A 25,702-nucleotide genomic window follows, 5' to 3' on the forward strand; every position below is an offset into this window, starting at 1 on the left:
GTCCACCGCCACTCCCTGCCCGGACGTCGAAAGGCCCTCGCCCACGACCGCAGACACGACACGAAGCGCAGCCCGCCAGGAAGCAGGCGGTGGCCTCCGATCATGCCGCCGCGTAGCTTGCCCGGAACAGATCCTGCGCCCGCTCCACGTCCCTCGGCGTACGGAGCTGCACCTCCAGATCACCCGTCCCGTGGTGACCGAGACCGGACACGTCCCGGGTGAAGCCCGGAACAAGGTCGACCTCCTTCGGGTCGACCTTCAGGTAGACCAGCAGCTTGCTGCGCTGCGGCGGGCACAGGCAGGCGAAGTTCCGCAGCCGCTGATACGCCCGGTAGGTCTTGCGCTCAACCCGGTTCACGCCGTCCCCGAGCCCGAGCAGGACCTCGTCGACTGCGCCCGCCAACTCCACCATCGCCGCGCCCTGGACATCGGCCGCCGCCCGAGCAACCGCCCCGCGCTGTGCCCGGCGGGCCACCTCCCCGCTGCCGCTCACGGAGGCCACGGTCTCAAGCCCGAGCAGGTCCCTGCCGAAGAGTCGGTAGCGGACCAGGTCGATCGACCTCCGGTGCTCACGCACGGCATGCGCGTCGTAGCGGGTGAAGTCGCCGGCGATGCAGATCAGGCGCGGGCCGCTCCACAGGACCTGGGACGCGGCCGTCACCCCGAGCCGGTCGCGGACCAGGTGCTCGAACTCCGCCCGGTGGTCCATCAGCCACGAGAGGTAGAACAACCCCTGGTTGATGACGCCGGCGTCGACACCGCGCTTGTACTCCACGATGACCGGCGATCCGTTCTCGTCCAGCCCGAGCGAGTCGATCCGGCCCCCGTGCACCGGCCCGGTGCCGTACTCGCTCGCCAGGAACCGGACGCCCAGCAGCGTCTCCATGTGCGCCTCGACGAGACCCTGCACATCGGCCTCGATCTCAGCAAGACGCGGCATGACCTCGGTCATGCCGCTATTCGTCGTGTCCGTGCGGAACAGCTTCAGGCCCGACACCTTCCCCTCCTCGGCTCGGAGAGCACCAACGCCGATGAGGCGCGCGTTTGTTTCCGCGAGAGGCTTCGGGGGCGTGAAGATAGCGTGAGACCCTACGTACGGTCCGATCGGGGACCCTCGCGTCCCCCGGTCACCGGGAAGCGTTTCCCCATGCAACCCCCGCGACCCGGGAGACAGCGCCCGGAAGCCGGGTTTACGCAGGTCAGCCCCCACAGCTCAGCGGATAGAGCACGCACCTTCCAAGGACTTTCCGGATCTCACACAGTGCCGCAAATGATCACTGTTGTCGAATTTTGCAAGGGCGACCCATGCGTTCAATAGCTGAGCGCGAGGAGAATCGCGACTTTGTAGCAGATCGACCGGAACGTGAATTCGGCAGGCAATCCCCCTTGATCAAATCAAAGCGAGACAAAGCTCTAGGCGCTGCGGTCAGAGCGCGGTGATTAAACGCCCGCCCCGGCCAGGACGAAGCAGGCAGCGATTTCATCGCGAAGCTTCCGAACCATCTCGACGCTCGGGTTCTGACCTCCTTTAGGCCGAGTGGTTCTCATGTTCAAGCAAGTCCGCACTGCGGGGCCGAACGCCACGGTCGCGCCATGCGCCTGGGCGCAAGTCGCATCGTCTGCGAGATGCACTGAGCCAGCCCCTCCTCTGACCTGCGAGGGACCTCGCTCGACACTCAGCAGGTGCCGATCCGCTCCTCGTTGACCGGTTCAAGCAAGCGAGGGGCTCAAGGCCGCCAGCCTTACGGGGCGGTGTATCGGTTTCGGGTCTCCTGATCATGCCGCCAACGGAGACAACAGCCGAAATTAATCGTCCATACGTTCGCCTCCGAAGCATTGTCAGTGCCGTGTCCTAGCGTGAATTTCCGGTCGAGCAAATGGTGTTGGGAGGCTCTCAGTGTTCTTTGGCGAGTCAGCTGCGGCGTACGAGAGCATCACGTCGCGGATGAAGGCGCTGGCCGTGGTGCGGCCACTATTGGCGCTCGACGACAGTCCGGCGAAGCGGGAGCGGGGCTGGGAGGGGTACCGGCTGGCCGAACTCGCCCTGGCAACCATTGACTTCGTGACGTTACGGATAGGGGCGCGGACGGCAGTTCGACAGGAAGCCGTCGTGGAACAGGTAGCTGAGTCTGCGGCGCTCCAAGTTCCGGGGCGGGCGGGTACCGAGTATCAGGAAGTCGCGCGCTGGCTGGTGGAGCGGATGATCAACACCGAGAGACACGACCGGTGCTTTCGACACGAGATCGGCAGCGTGACAGGCGACGGCTTCGTCGTCAGGGAGTTTCCGTTCCAAATCCTCAAAGACGTGCCGGACGAAGCCGGGCAGGCTGCGCTGACAGTTACTGATGCGGCCATCACCGTGCTCGTCCATGCGGTCGATGTGGACATCGCGTCCGAGCAGATCGCGGCGGAGGCCAAGTTGGCCGCGTTGCTAAAGCGCGCGCGGATCGGTGAGGCGTGGCAGGCCGCCCGCACCGCCCATGTGCAGAGCATCCGGTACGCGAAGGAACTACTGGACCGCACGGAGGAGATGAAACGCAACGTACGGGCCATCGACTGGGAGGCGGATCTCGACGGCCCGTTGAAGGAGGCGCAGGAGCACGTTGAGGAGAGGTCTCGGGCGGAGACTCAGCTGAAGGCGCAGGTGGCACAGCTGCTCGAGGTCACGGAAGAGGAACACAAGCGGCAGCAGCTGGAGGCTCTGGATGCGCTGATCCAGGATTGTCTGCAGCGGCACTTGATGCTCGTCGACATGCTGCTCAGAGTGGTTCCTGAGTTCCGGCACCAGCAGGACCGGCAGATCTTCGTACCTCCCGTGGTCCATGTACGGGTACACCTGCGCAGCCAGCTCCTGGAGCCGGCGCTCGAGCTGAGTATCGAGGACAGCGAGCGGCCCCTGGAGGCGTTCGTGCGCGGGGTGCTGGGTCCGGTCCGTCCGCGGGTGATGTACCTGCCGGACTACTTCGAGGTCCTCACACGGATGCCGGATCAGGCCGAGGTTGAGCGGGTCGCGGTGGGCGCACCGGACGACTGGGAAGTCACGTCCGATCCACCGAGGTTCGACGACGCGCAGCATGCATGGGTGGACAGGCTGCTTTCGGCTGTCCCCGGGGAGGGCGTGCGACTGTCTCGGTTGCTCGAGCGTGCCCGCGAGTGGGGCGAGGGCAGAGGGCCTGGTGACGACACCGACCATCTGCTGGCTATGGAGACCGCGCATCGGTTTCGGCATGTCCCGGTCGCCGAGCTGGCGCGAAGTGAGGAAGCCGTCGTTGTCGTGGACGACGGGACTGAGTTGGACGACCCGGTTTTCGGTGGCAGCGACTTCCTGCTGTTGCCGGCCATGGGCGAACCGACCTCCGAAACGCAACCGCCCCTTTCACCAGAGTTTGTTCCCCGCGCCACGAATGACGATCTGGAGCCGAGCGCATGACGCAGTACGACGATGTTGCCGCAGCAGCCCGGATGGTGGCTCTGGCTATGACACGCGGCAAGTCCCCAGCGCGTTCTGGAGAGAATGCCCGCCTCGTGCGGCGGTTCGATACGGAACCGGACTTCGCCCAGCTGGTGCGGAAGGTCGCGCAGGGTTTTGACCTCACGGTCCAGGAGGTGCACCCGCAGGCGGGGCTGGTCCTGGCAACCACGACCGAGACGGACTTCGCCGTCTCGGTCACCGACCTCGTGCCGAATGCAGAGAACCGGCCGCTGTACCTGCTCGCCCACCTGGCCATCGCGTCGCGGGCCTTCCCTCGTCCGGAGGACTTGGACGACGACGAGCACGTCGCCCGGGTCTCGGTGCAGAAGGTCGACGAAGACGTTAGGGCCTATGCGACCGTCCTTGAGCGCCGTGCCGCAGCCGCCGACGAGGACACCGACCCGCCGGCCGGCAGCCCCGGACTGGAGGGATTGTGGCGGGCCTACCTGCGCCGCAACCCCACCGGTCGTACGGACAAGGACAGGACTCCGCGGTCGGCGACCTACGCGCTGGTGAAGAGGGCGTTCACGCATCTCGAGCAGCGCGGATTCGTCCGCGCGACCAGTGACGAAGAGGGCGGCACGTACGCCACCAACGTCCTGTACAGGCTGCACATCCGTGCCCAGGCAGCCCGGGAAATGCTCCAGGAACTGGCCGCCCTGGGAGTGGCGGCCTTGCCGCACCACGATGCGCCACTCCCATCCGAGACTCCGGAGCAGCCTGAGGCTACGGGCCACGGCATGCTCCCGGACTCCGCCCCAGCCACCTGACGCCATCGCGATGTAAGGACCCCTCTCCATGTACGAGTTGAACCGCATCCTGATGCGCAACTTCGGGCCGCTCGACGCCCGCTACGAAGACGTGAACCTGGACTTCTCTGGCGTGGGCCCCCTGGTTGAGACAGCATCCCTGATGCCGACCCCCGGACACGTCACGCAGCGGCCCTCGCCGGCCAGTCTGGTCATGCTCCAGAACGGCGGCGGCAAGGGTGTGCTGCTGACCGGCATCACCTGCACCACGATCCCGCTGCGTCACCATGACCCGGAGGAGCTGCTGAGCTTCGTCGTTTCTCCGGCTCAGCCCTCCCATATCGTCCTGGAGTGGGCTGATGCCCGGACTGGCAGGCTCTTGGTCACCGCGCAGCTCCTCGCGCCCGAGGGCGATGGCAAGCTCAAGCGCCGCTTCTACAGCTTCCACCCGGGTGCCGCCCTGTCCGCGGACGATCTACCTTTCCACCGCGACGGTCACTGGCTGCCGTTCGACCACTACTACAACGAGCTGTGCGAACTGCAGGCCACGGTCGAGGCGTTGGAACTACAGATCGTGGACGGGCAGGAGAAGTGGGAGAAACATCAGGCCGGTCTGGGTCTCGAACCTGGCCTCTTCGATGTCCAGCGCAAGATGAACGCCACCGAGAGCGGGGCTGCCGAGGCGTTCACCACCTCCAGTGCGGCAGCGTTCGTCCAGTGGCTGCTGGAGAAGGCCAACGACGACGACAAGTACACCAGCCTCGGCGGTGCCTTCGAGACCTATGCCGGCGCCCACGACCAGCGCGAGAAGCTGGTCAAGGAGCGGGAGTTCGCGCTGGCCATGGAGGACATCTGCGCCCGTGTGGCCGATCGGTACCAGGAGCACACCGACCAGCAGCGCGAGGCTGGCCAGGCCAAGGACGGCCTTGTCGCCCTTGCCGCAGGGCTGATGCGTCGGCATCAGATCCTCACCGCCGCGGCACAGGCCACCACAGACACGGTCAATACCGCCTACCGGGCACATGAAGCATCCAAGCAGGGACTGGACGTCGCCAATGCACGTGTGGCGTACGTTCGTTGGGCTGCCTGCGGTATCGAGTTGGGCAAATCAGCCGAGGAACAGAAGCGAGTCGCCGCGACGACGCAACGACTGGAAGACCGCCTTGCGGGCTGGCGCAGTGTCCCGGTCGCCGTGCGACACGCGGCTGCCCAGGAGCGCCACGGCCGTATGCAGCGGGCCCTCTCCGAAGCCGAGGAAACAGCCGCCCCTTATGTGCAAGCGTGCGATATCGCCGCGGCGGCGCTCCGGGCGGGCTACGCGGCGGCTGAAACGCAGGCACGCGCCGAGGCCGGCAATCTGGAGAGGGAGATCTCCGAGTCTCGCAGAGAGATCCAGCAGTGGCGCGAGCAAAGCAACTCGCTCCATAAGGATGCCGGTACGGCTGAGGGAGAACAGCACCAGTTGCGCCGTCAGGTGCAGGGTTTCGAGGAGCAGCTGCGCACCGCGCGGGAAGAGGGAAAGGTGCAGCCCGGCGAAAGCGCGGCAGACGCCGCCTCCAGGATGGACGGCGAAGCTGATCACCACGGCCAGCGCTGTGTAGAGGCCAAGAAGGCACAGGATGAGGCCCGCAGCCGCCGGGCACAGGCATATCAACAGCTGCCTGCACTGCAGGAGCGGGCTCTCGATGATCGCTGCGCAGCAGAAGCGGCCGAAGCGGAGACCGACCGCTTCCGCGCCCGCGCCGAGTCCGTGCGCCGCCACCCTGTGACTGCGGAACTGCTTGAGCTCGGCCTCGAAGACCTGCAAGACGGCGACGCCCTGACCTGGCTCGCCGACCACTACGCTGCCCTGCAGAACTTGATCGAGCGGAAGATCACCGCTCTGGACGGTGCCCTCAGGCGGACACAGCTCCAGCACAGCGCGGATGAAGAACTCCTCGCCGCCCTGGACACCAGCGACGGCCTCCTGCCCGCCACCAAGGAAGTCCGCTCCCTGTGTGCCGACCTCTGTGCCCAGGGCATCGACGCAGTCCCCGGCTGGCAGTGGATGCGCGACAACGTGCCCGCGGACGATCACCAGCGCCTCATCCACGACCACCCGGACCTGGTCGGCGGCATCATCGTAAGCGGCGGCCCCGCAGCGCTGGATCAGGCCCAACGTCATCTGGAGCGCACCCGTCCCCTGCCCACGGCGGCCGTCGCGGTAGGAACCGGGGAACGGATGCTGACGCCGGTACCCGACACAAACGGCCGGATGGTGCCCGACCCGACCCCGGCCCTGCATGACGAACAGGCCGCGGCACTCGAACGAGCCGAGGTCGAAGCACGCCTGGCAGCCTCCGCGCAGGCACTGGACGAGCTCGAGGAACGCATCAGTCTCACCCGCGACCTGGGCAACAAGATCAAGTACTGGCTGGACGAGATCGGCTCCGTGAGCGTAGGGGTCCGGCTCGAACAGCTCCAGGAACTCCGGACTGCAGCGCAGGCATCCCAGGCCAGCCTTAAGGTCGCGCGCACCAGTGCCGAACAGCACGACGACGCCGTCACCGCCGCCGAGGAGGTCTACACACAACAGGAAAACGCTCACCGCGAGGCCACCGAGGTCGCGCAGGCGATGCGTCGCCTCGCGGAAGCCGAGGCGAAAGCCAGCCGGGCACGCGACCGGATCACCGCGCTCGTGGAAGAAGCTCAGCAGCGTCAGCGCGAACTCGAAGAACTGGGCGAGAAAGAGGAGACAGCCCACGGCGACATCGCACGCATGACCCAGGCGGTGGAAGCCGCCGTCCAACAGGCCCAGAGCCATGCCCAGGCGCGAAAGAAGGTCACCGCCACGCCCGAGGCCGAGCAGGCTCAGCACGCCAAGGGAGCGCCCTGCGAAGCGCTCACCGTCCTCCAGCACCGCTACGAGCAGGCAGTCGAGGACCTGCGCAGTGTGGACATCGAAGAAGACCAGCGCCAGCGTGCCAAGGAAGCAGAAGACGCCTTGCGCGCCTGCCAGGACGAGTGGGCGCAGGTCCCTGACCAGGTCAAGCCCTTCGCCCAGGAGTACAGCCGTTCTCCCGCAGCGGTAGATGACGTCCAGCGCGACGCCGTGCAACGCGATCTAGGCCAGCAGATCGACAGTCTCCACGACCAGCTACGGCGCCTTCGGGACAAGGAGAGCCGTCTCAAGGAACGACACCGCACGCTCGCCACTGCAGCAGAAGACACCAGCACTCAAGACGTCGCGCAGTGGACCCCACACTCCCTCGAAGAGGCTTACGACCTGACCGCCCGTGCCGAACACGCCCAGGCGGAGGCGCAGCAGGCTGAACGCAGTGCCGGCGAGCAGTACAACGCGGCACGTAGGCAGCAGAGCCAGCACACTCGCGAACTCGACGCCTTCGGTCATGTCCTGGCGCGCTTGGAGACCACGATCGAACAGCTCGGCATTCAACCCGCGGCGGCCCCATACGAAGGCACCGCCGATGCGGCCGAACCCGCCGTACGGCAAGCCACAGCCCGCTACGAGGACGCCCGGCGCAAGCTCACCAGCACCGAGCGCCGCGTCGAAGACAGCGTTTCCTTGCTCAAGGACCAGGCCGCCGACGTCCGCTTCGAGCAACTCGACATCCCCTTGCGCAACCAGATCTCGGCTCTTGACCGGCGGCACATCCCAGCCGCCTCCCGTGAATGGACTACGGCGCTGCACCGCGCTGCCGCAGCCCTGACGACCCAGCTTGAGGGCATGAGCAAGGCGCGTGAGGCCCTTGTGTCCCAGCTCAGCGGCTTCGTCACCGAACTTCTCCAACAAGTCGACCAAGCAAGCCGGTTCTCCGTCTTCCCCGACGGCCCCACGCCCTGGGCAGGGAAGCGCTTCCTCACCATCCGCTACAGGAAGCCTGAACCCTCCGTGCTCACCGCCCATATGCGCGAAACCATCGACAACCTCGCCGCCAACCCGCGCACCCGCAAACTCAAAGGCACCGATGTGGTCATGCGCTGCCTGCACGCAGCCGTTCCCCGCTTCACCGCCGAGGTCATGAAACCCAACGCCACCCAACGGATCGAACGCGTGCCCGTGGAGAAGATGGGCAAGATCTTCTCCGGTGGCCAGGAACTGACCGGCGCCATCCTGCTCTACTGCGCCCTCGCCGCCCTGCGCACCTCCCCCGGCCCCCGCAGCCGCACCCGCCACGGCGGACTGCTCCTCCTGGACAACCCCATCGGCCGCGCCAACGCCCCCTACCTCGTAGACATCCAGACGCAGATGGCGGCAGCCCTCGGCATTCAGCTCATCTACACCACCGGCCTGAGCGACGAAGCCGTAACGGCCCGATTCCCCGCCACCATCCAGCTGCGCAACGACGCCGAAGCCCGCACCGGCCTCTCCCGCATTCGCCTCGACGACCACGTCCGCAACGCCCTCATCCCCACCCCTCGGACCGCCCCGGACACCCACGAGCCTGAAGCAAACGGCTACCTCAGCTCCGCACGCCTTTACACCAAGGGGGAAGCGAACCGATGACGGCGCCCACCCCCGAGCAGCTTCCTCGCCTCTCACCAGGCGCCGTCCGCCTCAGCGCCGCACTGCACGCTCGCGCCGAGAAGGCCACCGTGCCGCGCGCCACCGTGATGGAAGCCTTCACCGCAGCCCTCCCCGGCACCGCCCGCGGTGAGGATTCCCGCACCGCACTGGCCACCCTGCTCGAAGAACTCTCCGACGCCGGCACCCTGCGACTCCCCCACGGCCAGAGAAAGAAATGGGACGCAGGCCACCCAGCCCTGCCCGAGCAGATCCGGTTGCCCGCAGCCACCCCGCGCAAGCCTGCGCCTGTCACCGCACGGCGCTCCTACCGACCTGAACTCGACTGGGGCCACACCGCGTACCTCACCTCCGCCCATCACGAAGACCTGGCCCTCATCAACCGATGGTTCCGCGACACCAGCAATCGTCCCGACGTTCGCGTACCGATCCCCCTGCGCGAACGCTCGTACGAGATCTTCCAGGACGAAAAGCGCCTCGATGGCCTCATCTCCGGTGCGCTCTTCGCCCCCGGCCGCCTTACCCTTGAACAGCTCGGCACCTTTCGCGAACCACCGCCCCTCGCCTACCGACTGCTCGGCGACGGAGACACCCTCCTGGTCGCCGAGAACAGCGACACCTACGCCACACTCCGAGACCTGCTCACCCCGAATCCCGGGCGCACCAGAGGCGTTGCCTTCGGCTCCGGACGAGCCTTCGAAGCCTCCATCGAAACCGTCAAAGAGATCCATGGAATCCAACGGATCGTCTACTACGGCGACCTCGACCCTGAAGGTCTGTCGATTCCCGCCCGCGCCTCAGTAACAGCCACCCAGTGCGGGCTGCCCTCGGTCGAACCCGCCTCCGCGTTGTACGACCTCCTCCTGAGCCACGCCTCCACCCCGGGTCAGATGGTTTCCGATGAGCGCGCCCACACGCTTACGGCCTGGCTGCCGCCCAGACTGCGAAAGAGGACTCATGAGGTCCTGCTGTCAGGCCGGCGTATTGCGCAGGAAGCCACCAACCGTAACCAGCTGGCCGGCGACGCTACCTGGTGCCCTTGAGTTCGTCGGGAGACCGTGAGCACCTCCAGGCCCCACGGCATGACCGCCGCATCACGAGTTGCTACGTGGACTGAGTGCCAGCGTCCCACGTCACGAACGTCAGCCTCGGGCCGGAGCGGCGCCCTCGGCGAGGTGTGCAACTCCGGCCCTGAAAGCCCGAGATCAGTTGTAGACGTTGAATTCTGCGACTGACCACCAGCTACGCGCAACACTGCCAGTATTGCCCTTCGTCACCGGTTCGAGGATGGCAACGCACTCAACGTGATGCGTCATCGGGAAGGCATGGAAGTCACACTGCCTGGACGTTGCGCCTCAGAAAGGTAAGACCGCTCGCAAGATGCAGATACGCGAGCGCCGCACCGAGCTCTGCCGATCACCATTACTGCCTGTATGGTCGCGGAAGGTTGATCACCATGGGGCGAACGTGAATTGCGCCCGCCTGTGAGAGGCTCGCCGCTTGGTCCTGCAGATCGACGCGGAGCGTGTCAAGCTGGAGTTTTTTCGCCTGGGTCTTACGGCTGTCACCCGTGGCATTCCAGAGCTCGATCGGATACCAGCCGACGATGTAGATGCCCGCATCCGTTCCTGCTTCCGGCAGATACCGGCCCGCCAACTGTTCCGCTTGAGCCGTCGGAACTTCGTCGTTCCAGGAGCCCTTGACCTCAATGACCAGCTTTACGGACCCGCTTGAGGCGATGTTGGGGTCGTCACCCGGTGAGGGCATCGCTTCGACGAGAAGGTCAGTGCGGTCGCCCGCCCCGTATGGATCGGTGGGATGGATCAGCACCTCCCGGTTGACCGCGACACGGTGGCCGGCCAGCCGCAGAGTCAGCTCGTGTGTGAGGTACGCACACAAGGCTGCTTCGGGTTTGGGGCGCCAGACATCAGGGATGACTGGGTTTTCTGCGGACGGCTTTCGAGGGCTCTTGCCCGGTGTACGGTCCCAGAGCAGTTCGCAGTGCGAGGGAAGCGCCCGGCTCACCTCCTCAAGGGCCTCCTGCACCACGTCCAAGAGGTCTGTGCTGGTGCGGATGACGCGCCGCTTTGGGTCCTGCAGGAGCCGTATCACGTCCTCTGTGCGCACCTGACTCCAACTCGCAGCGGCATGTTGCTTGGTCGCCGCGCCGAGTGCTGCGGCAATAGCCAGTCGACTGGGGTACAGGGTCGCAAGTTGGCGCAGTTGATGAACTGCCTCTGCGGTGGCTCGCCGGCTTAGCTCAGGAAGTAGGCGATCTCTCCATTCTCGGGCTTGTTCATCATCAGTGATCCAGCGAGCGCCGCGAAGAGGCTGGTCCTCCTCAGGGTCGTACAAGTCACTGAGCCACAGGTACAAGTCGGCAACGAGAGCCTCGCTCAGGGAGCTTTGGATACGCTCCGTCTCGGTCCTGGCGCATGCTTCGGCCAGTCTGCGGCCGAGCTCAGGGTCGGTTGCCGCGAACCTCTTGGCTCGTGGCCAGTGCGCCTCGGCGTCCGCGGTCAGTAGGGCCTGGGCGGCGAGGACAGCAGCTCGTGCGGCAAGCGGAGTTTCCCGGGGCCCGTCGATACTGGCGTCAATGATGCCGTGCACCATTTGGCTGTCGGTGGTGAGAAGAGTGGCCAGGATTCTGTGCCAGGTCCGCAGCGCGGCCTCACGTGCCTCATCACTGTCGGGCAAGCGTGCGGGGTGGTCTTCGCTCGCTGCTGAGCCTGCCAGGGCCTTATCTGCCGCCTCGGGCACGAGCCCGAGACAGGTGGACAGTTCAGTGGCGAGGTGCTCCAAGCACGTACGCAGTTCCGCAGCCCAGCGCGGATCAACCGCATTGAGCTCGATGGGCTGTTGGCCTGCCGTCAGCGCTGCTCGGGCTGCCTGGGTAACGCGATGGGCCACGGACTCAGGTGCATGACGGGCTGCCAAGCGCAGCAGGTCCACCCGAACGGGTTCCGTGTAGCTCGTCGACATGCCCAGATACTCGGTGAGTATCGCGGCTGCCCAAAAGCTCCACACCCGCGCGGGAAGTTCGAGCAGGCGGCCTGTTCGGTGCAACTCTGTGAGAAGGGCATATCCGGCCCAGGAGCACTTGTTGCGACGGGCGTGCGGGAGCCAGGAATCCGCACGGTCATGCTCGGTGGTGAGATAGCGGAGAGCGAGCTCAGGCAAGTCCGACAGATCGTCGCCGAGAGCTACGGCAGTTGGCCAGGTTGAGATGGCGCCCGCCGCATCCTGCACGAACCTCCCCGTCTGCGGGTCCACGCGCAGACCCCACAGGAATTGCCACAGACTGTCGTTGTCGCCGGCCCTGGCTTCAGCGAGGCGCCGCGCCGTCTCGGCCAAGAACTCCGCTGCTTCCGGCCAATGCGAGTTCTCAGCGCTGTAGTTGCGGCGCAACGCCCGAGCAAGGTGACTGTCGATAGGGATGGCCGCGTAGAAGGAGCGCAGATACGGCCAGGCCGGGTGCGTATTGTCGTAAGCCAGTTCGAACGCATGGAGGTCGTCCGAGGGGAACGTGCAGGAGGCCAGCTCGCCGTACACCTGGAGGGCCGCCCCATCACCGGACGCCGCCGCCTCGACAGTCTGCTCCAAGAGCCACGGGAAGTCGTCCCTATCGACAAGCTGATGACGGATCGCTGGCTCGGGCGCCGAAGATGCGTCGAGCCGCACCGACGGGCGTCGTTCCCAGTCGTACGCGATCTGGCAGGCCGCCATGCGCGCATTGAGCCCTGTCCGGACAGCCTCTGTGACAAAAGCTTGGGTCAGAAGCCTCCGTAGTGACCGGGTCTCGGGCGTCTCGTGCCCGTGCTCATCAGGTTGCAAGCAGTCAGGCATCTGGACCTTGTGGTGGTCGTGGAGGAGGCTGAAAATGATCTTCGCCAAGGTGTCCGCGTGCTGAGCCGCGTCCGGAGTCTCGAGCGCTCGGCCGATCACCCCGTTGATCAGTGAGATCTCGAAGCGATCGTGCGAGAAGACATAGCCACTATCCGGTCGGCAGACTATTTCGGACACCCAAGCGAGAAGATCGGGCAGATCCTCGTCCCTGCACTCCGCTGGCATGTTCCTCAAGAAGTGGGCGTAGTTGCCGTACAGGTCCGGGGACGGCGGGCGAAGGGCGCCCAGCATCGTCGCCGCGTCCAAACGGTGCGGCCATAGCAGGCTCAGTAGCGTGCCCCGAAGCTCATGGTCGGGATCCACCCGCTCGACATAGGACAGATCGGATAGGGAGTCGAGCACCTCGACGAAAACTGGCACGGCACGGCCCAGGTCGCAGGCGAACGCGGCGCGCGCCGCCAAACGACGCTCCGTTTGATGCCACGTGTCGTTCCTCACCAACGCCAGCAGCGCATCGGCCAACCTGGGGTGAGCGGTGCCGGCCTCCTGCGCCAGCTGGATCGCCAGGCGGGTTCGCGCCGTGGACTGCCAGTTGGCCGCACCTTCGGCAGGGTTGGTCTCCAGGACGTCGGCGAGCTGGTCAGCGAGCGAAGGATGGCGCAGGTCCCAACGGGACAGCTGCCATCGCGTGTCTCCCAGTTCGACCTGCGCCGCACGTTCCAGCAGCCTGCTTACGGTGAGCCGGCGGACCTCGTCGGAACGCACAAGTGCGCTGTGCACCGCCAGGCTTTCGGGATCGGCGGTAGCCAGCCAGCCGCTGGCAGAGTGGTTCATGGCCACCAGCCAGGCCGCGGTCTCCCGCAGCGGTGCTGGAATGGTCGCCGTCTCTCCGTCCGGTGCGCCTATCAGGAACAGATTCTCCAACTGTCGCTGCGTGGTCTTCCGATCCGTCAGGTACCGGGCTGCGAGGTAGGCCGCTACGGAAGAGTGGCGGAATGCCGCCCTGCCGTTGTCCGGCGCTGTGAACAGCGCGGTTGCCAAGCATTCTTCGACCACTTGGGGCGTAACCTCGAACGGTCCAGCGGCGGTCCGCTCCCTTCCCCCCGCCAGTACGTCGCCCGGCAGATCGTAGGTTCCAGCCTCAAACGTGGCCCCACGCCACACGGTCCGATGGCCTGACAGCAGCATCCACGCGGCGATGCGTCCCGCCACCGTCAGGCGCTGAAGGACCGTGGCGATCAGCGCTTTCTTGAGTCGGTGAGGGTCGGGGTCTTCAGCGAGCCGTGCCACTCCGCGTGCAAACAACTCTTCTGGCCGCCCGTGCAGCTGGCCGTCAGCCCGATAGGTCAGGACCAGCAATTCCAATGTCAGCGGTACGCCGGCCAGCACAGCGGCGCCGGCCGCCTCAGCTGCCTCCACCAGCTCTTTTCCCGGCACGCCGGCGCTGTCAGCCAACGTCACAGCCTCCGTGCGACTCAACGGGGCCAGATCGACGCATCGGCACGCACCGAAAGCCTCGGCCAGCACAGACGTCAGCACCGCCGGATAGTCGGCCGTGCGGCAGGCCATGAGGAACCGAATCCGGCTGGTATCCCGGCCGCTCAGCGACCTTCTCAACCACCTCGACAGACGCGGCAGAAGTGGGCTCTCGTCAGCCTGGTCCAGGACTACCGTCAGCACTCCAGCACCCCCGGCAGCGTCTCCTTCCGAAGGCAAGGAGACAAGATGGCATCCAAGCTCCTCCTGATAGGAGTGCTCGGTGAGATCCCCACCTATCACCCAAAGGCATGCATCGGAGTCTCCGCTCCAGGTGTCGAAGACACGGGGCAACCCATTGGTGAGCTGCTTCAGCACGGAAGTCTTCCCAGCGCCCGGCTCTCCCAACACGACTATGGCCCCTGCCGCTGCGACGACAGCGGGAAGCGCCAAGGCTCCCTGACGAAGTCGCCCTGCATCCATGACCACGTCATCATCGTCCGCTCGGAACGCTTCGGCGGCCTGCACGATCAGATCTTCAGCGGCGACACGCTCACCCCGCACCCTGCACACCCGAGGGACATGAAAGCCGAACACATAACCTGCCACTCCCTCATTCTCTCAGCGCACACTGACAGGCGCCCCCGTCGCCCCTTCGCTCACCAAGCGCGACCAAGCGCTGAGCCGCGACGACGGAGGCAGTGCACAAAATCATCGTCGGGCTGTGCACGGCGAACAGCGCCTTGCGATCAACCTCTCCACAGGCGGAGTCCCTCCAGCCGCCCGTCGGCAGCCGACGGAAACAACACCCCAGCAATGATCGCCCAGCGGCGGTGACCTAGGCGCAGCCGCGAGCGCGGCCAGACCACGCCGAACGTCTCCGCCACGGAGGAAGACCCCGGACACGGGTCGACCATCTAGGGAGGCGCGCATGCATGTACTGCGTCATTTGGGCGAGTGGCCCAGCCCACATCCCGCACACGGACGGTGCCTCCGTCGGGCGCCCAGCAAGGCAGACAACCGACGGCGCATCTGCTTTTAGGCCGCTTCCCAGAGACCGGCGTCCAGGATTCGAGCAGCCTTGGTAATGCTCCCCGGCATCAGATGCCGGTAGGTGCGGTACGTCTCCTCAATGGATTTGTGCCCCATCCATTCCGCTACGTCGGTGATGGGTATGCCGTTTCCAAGAGCGTTCGATGCAAAGTAGTGCCGGAAGCCGTACATGCCGACACCGTCCGCCGCAGGAAGTTTCTCGAAGAGCCGCTGCACACGTCGGCGTTCCATTGGCTCCGTGTAGTACCCGCTGGGGCCACGCAGCAAGTAGCCATCCTTCGTGGTTCCGTGCTGCTCCGCGTAGCGCTCCATCGCCTCCCGCACCGAGCGCGGCAGCGGAACCTCCCTGAACTCGCCTGCCTTGCGATGCTTCAGCTTTGCTGGCTTGTGCGTGTTCGAGTGGATCTGCTCGTGCACGCGGTATACGTCGTTCGCGACGACGTTGTTTACGTTCACCGCCCGAGCCTCGCCATTACGCAGGCCGCAGCCCGCCATCATGATGATCTCGAGCGCAAGATCCTCATCGGCGACCGTCAGCGCCTTCTTCACGTAGTCGAGAGAGGGGATGACAACCAACTCACGTATGTACTCCGGCTCCTGAACCCCCCTGACAGGATCATCCGCCATGGCGCCCTTTCCGTAAGCGTCACGGAGAATGGCCTTGAGGGTGCGGAATATGTTGACCTGATTTCCGCGGCCGACGCCGTCGGATTCCAGCTCGTCCAAAAAGCGCTCGACCACGATCGGCGTAACGGAGTTCACCTTGCGCGATCCGAGGCGAGGAACGATGTGCACATTGATCGAGCTGTCGATGTGCTCGCCTGTCGAGTACTCCGTCATTTTGCGCTGTCGGGGTCGCCACTGCTTCGCGTATTCCTCGACCGTCAGCTGCCCTAGCTCCCGCCGCGCCTCGGCGACTGATGGCGCTGTATTCTTCTTCTCGGCGTAGAGCTGCGTGAGGCGCTCGATAGCGTCGTCCTGCGTGCCGTATCCGGACTCCTCGCGCTGCTTGCCCAGCGCGTCCCTGAACCGAATCGTGTACGGGTGCAGGCAACGGGTTGGCTTGGCGCAGTCGCAGTCCTTGAAGAAGGACCCCATGCCGCGGGCGAGCTGTCGGGCCACGTCGAACCTTCCGAACGGGAGCGAGAACCATGCACAGGCGCTGCGCAGAGGGCGGAAGGTCAGCAAGCGGAGACAGAGCTGCGCCGCATGCTGACCTGAGGGGCTTCCATCATGCCCTTGACCTGCGCGAACGTCCAAATGCTAGATCTTGGACTTGATCAAAGTTCGCAGCACTTTGGACTCCTAGAAGACGGCTCCCCGCCAGCTTTCTGCAGGTCAGGGGCGTCGTTCACTGTACATGGGCATGCCTTCAACTCGAAGACCCGCGTGCGCCGTGGCGAGCGAGCTTCTCACCTGCGCGATATGCGCGAAACAAGCTGCCGCGAAGCCGTCGAACAGGAGCATGTACGCCAGACTGTCCCGGCCTAATGCTGACTGGATGCTGACTTACCTGATGATTTGTCAGGTAAGTCGAGAGGTCCAGGTCAAGTGGCGAATTGGGGTCAGCGGCGGCGAGGTAGTGGACCAGGGCCGACCAGCATGCTCCTCCACTACACGACCGAGCGCTTCCGTGTCATTTCGCCTCTTCGCCATGCCCAAGGCGCATGACAAAGTCTCGGATGACGACGGTTGCAGGCACCCGTTCGGCCAGGACTTCCAGCAGATCGGGGCGGATCACGACGGCACAGCCGGTCATCCGCGGCCAGGCGAGGTGGTAGGAGCTCCTCTCGTACTCGGTGCGCCAACAGATAAGCCCGAGGGCCAGCCCGTGGTCGTCCTCTAGGGTCAAGGGGGCCCCGGGCCGCAGGTGCAGCGCGGCAGGGAGCCACCAGCCTGGTGTGAGCGTGAGGTCGGGTAGTCCCAGACCATGAGCGGCATCCCCGGCCGCAACCATGTCGCGGTCGACACCGAGCAGCGGGAAGGTGACCTGTGGAAGTCCCAGAGGTAGCTGCGCCGGCCCTTCGGTCCATTCAGTGAGGTCACCGTCCGAGAACGGCGGGGCGTCCGGGGTCTCATGGCCCCCGCGCGCAGTTACTTCCGGGCCCGAGAGCCTGAAGCTGACCGCGTCGGTCGTCCGTCTGTGCAATGACAGGAACCTGCGCTTCTCCACGGAAGCGAGGATGTACCAGCCATGGAGTGGCTGGCCGCTCAGGACGTCAGCTTCCGCCAAAGGCCGCATGGAGATGGTCTCCGCGGTTATGCCAGCCATTGAATTGCCGGGATCGTCCGGACCTGGCGGAGCCGGGAGGCCGGGGCGCGGCCAGCGCGCCGCCTCGAAGGCCAGGGGAACAATCGGGCTGTCCGCCAGTGCGGTGGCCAGTTGGTCTTCCCAGGTTCGCGGATCGGACACGCCCAGACCGTTCGAGAGCCGGTGGGCGCGGCTACCTGCTGCCGTTCTCTGGACCGCTTCTTCGACCGCCTCCTCAGTGGCGAGGTAGGCGTCCGGCGGTAGTTGTTCGTCGGCGCTTCGGTAGGCGCGGAGCTGAGTCCTGTACCTGTCTTTCGTATGCTCACTGCCCAGCCTGCGGCGGGCATCGGCCAGGACCGCTCGGATCAGCCCCGGCTGCAGCTGCTCAGCTTCGTACAGCCGTGCGCTGGCCACTTCTTGTACCAGCCCTTCCAGCGCCTGATCGTTTCGGTCGCCTTCCTGCCCGGAGGACGTCCACAGGCGGACTGGGGGCTGCAACACGTCCGGATCGGAAGGCGCCATGGGGACGTTCGCCGCCTTGATGAGCAGCCGACGGGCAAGGGCCCGGACAGTGAGCAGAGGTCCTTGGGCCAGCGCTCCGAGCGCGTCCTGGCAGTGCTCCAAGACGGCCCGGCTGGCTGGCCCTTGCTCCTCGAGGAGACACAGCAGCCAGGTCAGCGTCGCGGGATCAGACGCATGCTCAAGTGCCAGCGCCACGGCGGGTGCTGCTGTCTGCGGGCGCAGTGAGACGAGAGCCCGAGCGGCGATCATCGATCGCCGCTTGGCCTCGCGTCCCGCATGGGCCAGTCCCGCCAGTGCCGCGGTCGCGAAGGCGCCGTCCAGATCTCCGTGTACGGCCGCGCCGGTGTCCCGGTCGGGGGCGTTGTAGGGGTAATCGGGCTCGTCGCTGACGTGGACCCGAGGCGCCCGGCTCTCAATGACCGCCGCCGCTTCGTCCCAAAGCGCGAACCCTAGATCAAGGGAGCTGTGCCCGGGCAGGCCGACGGCCTGGCGGGCGAAGGCATAGATCAGCGCCTGTGTGACACCGTGTGTGCCGTATCGGCCGGTGCTCACGATGGCTTCTGCCTCTTCGGCGACGACGCGGAAGGTGAGGGCCGGATCGATCTGCGCGGCTCTGCTCAGGGCGTCGATGGACGTCTCCCCGCCGAAGTTCAGCCACCCGCCCCACCCGCGCGTCCGCACCCAGGTCAGCGCGTACGCTTCGGCGGCCAGGCCGTCCTGGCCGTTCCGTTCGAGTCCCTGCGCGAGCTGGCGCAGGAGGAGGGGCCCGTCACGGAAGTCGAACGGTCCAGCGACGGCCCTCAGGACTTGTAGAGCTTCGTCGGCACGTCCTTCGTCGGCGAGGCTGAGCAGCCGATAACCAACGAGGTTTGTCATGCGGTCGAGGGCCTGCTGCGGTGTACCTGCCTCGTAAGATCGCTGGCGCCATTCCCTCAGTGCTCGGATCAGACCGACAGGGCCAGGGGGCAGGGGTAGCAGCACCATACCGGCCAGCAAGTCCCCGGCCGTGGGTGGCCGCGCCGGTTGCGGTGAGCCGCTCCGACTTCGGGATTCCTCTGCGACCTGTAGACCGGGAAGGGGCTCGATGCTCGGCGCACCGGCACTTTCGGTCACAGCGTTGAGCGCAGCGACCCGTCGCTCATCTGACGCCTTCGTCTCGCCACCGTCGGACGAGTCGTAGCGCGCAGGCCGCTCGTCCGCCCGGCTCAGTGCACAGCGGAGCAGCTGCGATACGCCGTCCGAGATCGAAGGACGGAACGTCTGGACCAGCCGGTCCAGCACCGCCGCGTCCCCTTCCAGGAGCGGACTATCCAGGGTGAGGCGGAGTGCCGTTGCCGCGACCGGATCCGCCTCTTCCTTCCAGCTGTCCCAGAGATTCTCCCGCGCGCCTTGGAGGAGATCATTGGGAGCGTTGCAGTCGCCGAGAAGCCCGGTGGCAGCCAGTCGGGCGAGGGCCGCAGGATCTGCCCCGGCCAGTGTCCTCCACCACTCCCGCCGTGCGGCGAAGGTCTCTTTGCCGTCGGTGTGCAGGGGCAGGCGTTCGCACAGTGGCTGGAGCTGCGCCACCCGCGCCCTGCCCCGCGCCGGATCGGCGGCGACGAGAGCGAGCAGCGGGTCCAGGACCTCGTAGACCGTGATGTCCTTGTGCCAGCCGTAGGACACTAGGAAGCGGCAGGCTTCCAGCCAGCGTGCCTCCGCACCGGCAAGTTCACCTGCGGCGAGGGCGAGCCGCGCGCGGGTGAGGAGGTACCTGGCCAGGTCGCTGTAGTAGCGTCCGCCGGCCTGCTGCTCGAACTCGCTGTGGACGGCTTCGTCCACACTGGCCCGCCGGGCAGGCGTCGCCTGCTCGACGGCGATCGAGAGCAGTAGGTCGGCGGGCAGCGGACCGCCCAGTTCACCGCGCAGAGTGGTGCTGATCCCCCGGCTGACGTGGGTGAGCTTCTCCCATGCCTGCGGCCAATCATCGTCGGACACGTGCACGACCGCCCGGCGCACCGTCCCCTCGATGAGCGGGTGTATCGCGTAGAGGTCGCACGCACGCGGTTTTCCGGCGAAGGGCCTGAGGTCTCCGGTCAGGAGTCCGATGGCTTCCACCGCCAGGCCGGACCGGAGGTCCACACTGGCGGATTCTGCGCGTACGAGGGCGATCGCGAACCGCAGCCAGCAGGGATACCAGCCCGGCCCCTGGACGTGCGCCTCCGCCGCGTCCAGCACCAAGGGATCGGCTACTGCCGCGACCGCCAGCGCGTCGAGCCACCGGGCGACGGCCTCCGGATCCCAGCGGACGCTTTTCTGCTGTACCTCGCGGGTGAGGGAGAGCAGCACGTCGCGCCGGGCCTGGGGACTGTCCCCCGCCAGGTCTCCGCACAGGTCGTCCGCAGCGACCCCCAGCGCCAGCAGCCGGTGCACCGTTCCCGGCAGTTGTCCCGAGGCGACGGCCTTCCGGGCCCAGTGCGCTGCGCTGCCGGGCTGTCCGGGGACCGCACCGGCAGCAATGTGCTCGGCGAGGGAGAGACACACCGGGCCGCCTGCTGTGAGTCGCGGTAGTAGGCCGGTGACGGCATGGGTTTCCACGGTGTCGAGCAGTGCCTTCACAACGGCGTCGGCCGCTGGCTGGTCACCGTGCTCATCGAGCCACTGGGCGATGGTGTCCAGCGACACCGGTGCGCTGAGTTTGTCCTGCCCGGGCACCTCCTCCTCTGTCCCCCGGTATGCCGCGGACAGTCGCAGCCGGCCGCGCAGCCAGGCCAGACTGACGACCCGGTCGGAGTCTTCTCCGTAGGAGGTGTTGTCGGATTCGTCCTCGTGCTGAAATGCCGTCATGTATTCGCGCCAGGGCGCCACGGCACCTGCGGCATCAAGAGCCGCGCACATTTGCAGGCCCACCCGGGCGGGCATTACGGTCCGTCCGTCGTACAGGAGCCGGTCCGCCATGGTCTGAGCCCCGAGCAACGCGATGGGCACGTCGGCGAAGTCCAGCAGCACCGAGTCGAAGCGCTCACCCTCGTAAGTCTGCGCAGCCCGGGCCAGCTCGACGCAGCGCACGACGAGCGGCCAGTTTCCCGATCGGGCGGCGCAGCGCAGCCCGGTGGCCAGGTTGTCCCTGATCGCCGAGGCCGGGAATGCGGCAGAGACGGCGCGGGCGACGAAGTCCCGCCCGATGTGGCTGAGCACCTCGGTGTCGCGCCCGGCCTCGGCGAGGATCCGCAGAAGCCGTCGGAAGGCCCTCGGGTCCTCGAACAGTCCCCTGCCGGACAGCCATGTAGCGATCAGCGCCAGCGTCGACTGCAGGGCATCAGGATGGTCCTCGTATCCGAGGCGTAGGTAGCGGGCGAACGACTCGTGGTACACCCGTACCTCACCCTGTCCGGTCCGCTCGGAGAGCACCGGGGCCAGGACCTTCAGCGCACGATCGATTCGGTGTCCCCGGTCCGGGACGATCTGCCCGAGTTCCTCGCGAGTGACCGGCATGCCGAGCAGGGCGATGATGTCCGCGACGACATCGGCTTCGGCACCGAGGGTCTCGTAGAGGTGGGCGTAGTAGTCCTCCAGTGAATCGCGGTACGAGGGAAGCGCCCGCACGGTTGCCGCAGCGTCCGCAATCGTCTCTGGGCGCAGGGCAACCTCACGGCAGAGGTACGTCGTGTACAGGGCGTTTCCACCTGAGCGTTCCTGTAGCGCGTCGAGGAAGTCCGTGACTTCCCGGCCGTCGGTCAGCAGCGCCTCGGCCTGGCCGCCTCCTTTCGACAGGACGAGCCCGAGCCGCTCGGCTATGCCACGTAGTTCTTCCTGCGCGAGCGGCGGTACGGCGACGGTGGCAGCCCCTGCCTGTCTGAGGGGGTCGAGGTGAGTCCCGGGCTGGCTGAGTACGATGAGTACGCTGCCAGCCGGGAGCGGCAGCGAGCTGAGTACCTCGGCAAGGGTCAGGGACGGGTCCACTCTCCTGGTCCTCCCGCCGTGTACGCGGGTGACGTGATCTAGTCCGTCCACGACGAGCGCCACTCTCCGGACGGGATTCTTGCGCAGGGCCGTCGCCACCGCGTTCGCCAGGGCCTCCTCATCGGCGGCGAAGCGCGGGCGCTGGTCGTGGACGAGACTCGGCTCCGCCTCGGCCAGCCGGCTGAGCAGGCTACCGAAGACCGACTCGGTCATCACCCGGGTCAGCTGATCACCGTCTGCGTCACCCAGGTAGCAATAGTGTTCGGCGACCAGCCATCCGTCACGCGTGAGCTGTTCGACCAGTTGCTGGCACGCCCAGGACTTCCCTTGCCCCGGCGGGCCAGTAACCAGCAACACGTTCCCGTCGGATGCGGCGGTCCCGGCGGCTTCCACCAGGGCACCGACCACGCCCGGCCGAGCCACTTCCATGGTCCGGTCAACGGGATGCGCACGTAGGACAGCGCCGAAGTCCTGGCGCAGCTGTGCCCGGCGCAGCAGCTCCTGCGAAGTGACCTTGATGCCCCGCTGACGGGCCGCCCGGACCGTGCGGATCAGCGCCTCGGCCACGTCAACTGCCGAGCGCCCTTCGTTGGGGTGGATCCCCGCACCGAGTTCACCGCGCACACGCTGGAGGAGGAGTTGCTCAGCTGGCCCCGGCCGCTGGAGATCCATCGTCATAGGCGGCGCAGCGAGCTCCACAACAAGGTGCTCGCATAGCCATTCCAGATCCTCCTTGGAGACGGCCATGTCACCTTCAGCCAGGAACCCGAAGACGTTCCCTGCCTTGCGCCTGCCCCGCGCTGGCAGCTCGACCCCCTGCCAGATGGCCTCGGCGTCGAACCGTAGGAGAGTGGTGTTCATGCCCGCCAGGAACGGCACGTCAGACGCGCGTGCTGGCACCATGACCGCGCGTAGTACGGCATCGTCCGGTGGTGCGTCCCGCATCACGATGCGCAACCGGATCATACGAGCGGATGCCCCCGGGCCGTCGCGGTCGGCGACGGCGGCTGCCACGAGGCGATCCAGCCTCAGCCCACGGCCGTCCGAAGTGAACGTCTCGTAAGCGAGGGGGTGATCGTCGTTGTCCGAGTGCTTGAACTGGGTCCGCTCGCGGCATCCGTCCGCCCCGATGACCGTGAGATCGTCGAAACGGTCGTCCGGCACCAGTTTCTCGTCAACGTGCACGGCGACGATCCCGCCCAGCGGCAGATCCACCACACGACACGCTTCTAGTGTCGTGTGCTTGAAGTCTATTTACGATTGATCTTCGTGAGGATCTGGTCGGCGGTTTTGGTCCAGGTGAACGGCTCGCAGCGGGTGTTGTAGCCGTCGATGAAGGCGCGGATGGCGGCCTTCAGGTCGGGAACCGACTCGAAGGTGCCGCGCCGTATGGCTTGCCGGGTGATGATCCCGAAGAAGATCTCGACCATGTTGAGCCAGGAGCAGGAGGTGGGGGTGAAGTGCAGGGTCACCCGCGGGTGCTTCGCCAGCCACGCCTTCACGTTCGGGTGCTTGTGGGTGGCGTAGTTGTCGACCACGACGTGCAGTTTCACCCTGGGGTGCGCCTTGGCGACCTGCTTGAGGAAGTGCAGGAACTCTTTGTTGGTGTGCCGCTCGTAGCAGGCATCTGCGCTGATCCTGCCGGTGGCGACCTCCAAGGCGGCGAACAGCGAGGTGGTGCCGTTGCGCCTGTAGTCGTGGGTCTGGCGTTCCGGCAAGCCAGGCCGCAGGGGCAGGATTGGGGCGGTGCGGTCCAGTGCCTGGATCTGGGTCTTCTCGTCGACGCACACCACGACCGCCTTCTCCGGCGGGGCCAAGTACAGGCCGACCACGTCGCGGATCTTCGGCTCCAGCTCCGGATCGGTGGAGAACTTGAAGGTCTCCACCCGGTGCGGCTGGATGCCCCACTTCCGCCAGATCTTCGCGATCACGGAGAACGAAAGCCCGAGCTCCTTGCCCAGCAGTCGCGACGACCAGTGCGTCACCCCCAGCCTCGCCGGCGGCCTGCCGTCCTCGGCCAGCGTCGCGACCAGCACAGCCACCTCGTCCACCGTCCCCGGCCGACCCGGGCGCGGCAAATCCCCCAGCGACTCGATTCCCGAAGCCCCGTACCGGTCACGCCACTTCAAAACGGTCGGCCGGGACGTCCCCAACCGGGAAGCGATCTGCGCATTGGACACACCGTCGGCGGCCAGCAACACGATCCGCGCACGCTGAACCAGGCCCGCCGGCGCCGTCGACATGCGCGTCAGCGCCTCCAGACGAGACCGGTCACCCTCGCGGAGCTGCAGCGCAGCGGCCGTATGCATGACGCCATTGTCCCGAACCGACGACCGTAAAGCTACTTCAAACACACGACACTAGCAGGTCCTGGTACTCATACCCGCGATGCGCGGCAGTCAGATCACCCATGTCCTGTGCATTGTCTCGGGTTGGGCGCCTATAGGAGGGAAAGCGAGAGTGATACTCCCCTCTGAACAAGCGACGAGGCGCAGGTATGGCGCATGGAGTGCGGCAGGTGGTGTGGGGCGGGCTGCGGCTCGCCGTCGCTGCCGAAGTAGCAGGCGCCGTCGAGGGCCAGCCACCAGCCAGCCTGTCAGCGCCAGTTGCCGTCGTTGAGGCGGCGGCCGGCCCGGCCCTTGGTGATGGTGGTGAAGATCAGCGCATCACCGTCGGGCCGGTGGAAGTGGCGTTCGAACGCCCTTGGTCGTGGGCTCGACGCGTTCCACATGATGCGTCATCGGAAGCAGATCGAATTTGGGGGCAGTCGATCAGACTGCCAGCTCGGTGACCTCCTACGCCTCCCCGCCGCACTCCACCCGAGAGCTCAGCTGGTCGAGACCTGCCCCTGCCGTCCTTGATGCATCCAGGCGATGACGTCGAACACACGCAGGACGCCGATGTCCTCACCGATCCCCGCCTTGTCGCGGAGACAGGCCAACTGATCGTAGAAGGCACCGTTGTCCGCCTGCAGGGCCGCAGCCAGCGCTGCCCAGAAGGAGTGGTCTGTCTTCGGTCGCTCAAAGAGCTGCTTGATGCGGATGTCGTAGATGGGGATGAGGTGGGGACGCTTGCGGGCCAGCACTTTGCCTGCGACAACCGGTCCACTGCCGTCGGGCTTGCCGGGGTACTGCTTGGTGCCGGCCAGGCGTTCCCACAATTCCCACGCCGGTCCGCCCTCCGCTATGAGCGCATCGCTTCGAGGATCCTCCAGACATGCGTCACGGGGGATGAGCGACAGCAGGCGCGCCCAGTGCCCGTCGGGGTCGGTCAGCAAGTTGATCGCCCCATGTGGCTCCAGGGACACACTGAGCGTGGTGATGGCCACCAGGTCGTTGCCGTCGAAACGGTCCGCGACGTGCTCGGCGTCCCCGCCCCCGCCCAGGCGCTCGAAGCACGCGCCGGAATAAAACAGGTCGCCGCATGAGCGTCGTCGGGTGAAGTACTCACCCAGCAGGCTCACAGCCTTCTCGTCGTCCCAGTAGATCTCCGGAATCTTCAACTCGATCACCCGAAGCCCCCAACTCCCACGCCACCAGTGATGTGTCGGTGGACGGTACACCAGCTGAGACCCTGCGGTGGCTCGAGCGGAAACCGCGGCCAACACTCGCGCCTGTGCTCCACCGCATTTCGGGTTAGCTTCTGGCACCTGGTCCAGGCGTGGGCTCTGGTCCTGTTGGCGTCTGAGAGCTGGCAGGAAATGCCGTTCGCCGATGTTCCGGTCATGAGTACCCTCTGACCCTCTGTCACCAGCCTCCGCGTCTCGGGAGCACCTCAGTCCCTTCAGGTCGGGCCCCGAGGCCCGATCTAAGACGATAGATTTGGGCTCCTTGTTCGACGCCGTGCCACGGTCGCCGGTGACGCTGACG

11 protein-coding genes are annotated in these 25,702 nt (G+C 66.3%); 4 read left to right on the forward strand and 7 right to left on the reverse strand.

Translation table 11 applies throughout. The annotated features are described in order from the left end of the window. Nucleotides 1–100: 100 nt before the first annotated feature. Nucleotides 101–997: a DUF5655 domain-containing protein gene (locus tag DN051_RS07725; protein ID WP_162624885.1), complete on the reverse strand. Its 897-nt coding sequence runs from the start codon at nt 995–997 to the stop codon at nt 101–103. Between the two features lie 900 nt (nt 998–1,897). Here DN051_RS07725 and DN051_RS07730 point away from each other — a divergent pair. The 4 genes from DN051_RS07730 to DN051_RS07745 are packed head-to-tail and all read left to right on the forward strand — an operon-like array spanning nt 1,898 to nt 9,789. Further along, the gene (locus tag DN051_RS07730; protein ID WP_112438354.1) at nt 1,898–3,430 is read left to right on the forward strand and encodes a CBS domain-containing protein; all 1,533 of its coding nucleotides are present in this window, start codon (nt 1,898–1,900) and stop codon (nt 3,428–3,430) included. Then, the gene (locus tag DN051_RS07735; protein WP_162624886.1) at nt 3,427–4,242 is read left to right on the forward strand and encodes a hypothetical protein; all 816 of its coding nucleotides are present in this window, start codon (nt 3,427–3,429) and stop codon (nt 4,240–4,242) included. Before DN051_RS07730 ends, DN051_RS07735 begins: the two co-directional genes overlap by 4 nt. Before the next feature lie 28 nt (nt 4,243–4,270). Then, a complete protein-coding gene (locus tag DN051_RS07740; protein WP_112438356.1) occupies nt 4,271–8,728 on the forward strand; it encodes a hypothetical protein in 4,458 nt (1,485 codons plus the stop codon). Next, entirely contained in the window at nt 8,725–9,789 is a 1,065-nt protein-coding gene (locus tag DN051_RS07745) for a Wadjet anti-phage system protein JetD domain-containing protein (RefSeq protein WP_246040975.1), read from the forward strand. Before DN051_RS07740 ends, DN051_RS07745 begins: the two co-directional genes overlap by 4 nt. A gap of 379 nt (nt 9,790–10,168) precedes the next feature. Here the strand turns inward: DN051_RS07745 and DN051_RS07750 are convergent, their stop codons facing one another. From DN051_RS07750 to DN051_RS07770, 6 genes are all read right to left on the reverse strand, one after another. Next, on the reverse strand, nt 10,169–14,677 hold the full coding sequence (locus DN051_RS07750) for a hypothetical protein (RefSeq protein ID WP_162624887.1): 4,509 nt from the start codon (nt 14,675–14,677) through the stop codon (nt 10,169–10,171). Between the two features lie 429 nt (nt 14,678–15,106). After that, the gene (locus DN051_RS07755) at nt 15,107–16,219 is read right to left on the reverse strand and encodes a tyrosine-type recombinase/integrase (RefSeq protein ID WP_112442160.1); all 1,113 of its coding nucleotides are present in this window, start codon (nt 16,217–16,219) and stop codon (nt 15,107–15,109) included. Nucleotides 16,220–16,757: 538 nt separating this feature from the next. After that, nucleotides 16,758–23,051, reverse strand: coding sequence for an ATP-binding protein (locus DN051_RS07760; protein WP_112438358.1), 6,294 nt, complete (start codon nt 23,049–23,051; stop codon nt 16,758–16,760). A gap of 32 nt (nt 23,052–23,083) precedes the next feature. Beyond that, nucleotides 23,084–24,142: an IS630 family transposase gene (locus DN051_RS07765; RefSeq protein ID WP_112438359.1), complete on the reverse strand. Its 1,059-nt coding sequence runs from the start codon at nt 24,140–24,142 to the stop codon at nt 23,084–23,086. A 287-nt stretch (nt 24,143–24,429) separates the two neighbouring features. After that, entirely contained in the window at nt 24,430–24,564 is a 135-nt protein-coding gene (locus DN051_RS47250; protein WP_268248925.1) for a hypothetical protein, read from the reverse strand. 96 nt (nt 24,565–24,660) lie between these two features. Continuing rightward, nucleotides 24,661–25,344 (reverse strand): DUF6308 family protein, encoded by a 684-nt coding sequence (locus DN051_RS07770; protein ID WP_112438360.1) that lies wholly within the window; start codon nt 25,342–25,344, stop codon nt 24,661–24,663. Between the last annotated feature and the right edge of the window lie 358 nt (nt 25,345–25,702).

Origin of the sequence: Streptomyces cadmiisoli (assembly GCF_003261055.1) — a bacterium.
Taxonomy (GTDB): domain Bacteria; phylum Actinomycetota; class Actinomycetes; order Streptomycetales; family Streptomycetaceae; genus Streptomyces; species Streptomyces cadmiisoli.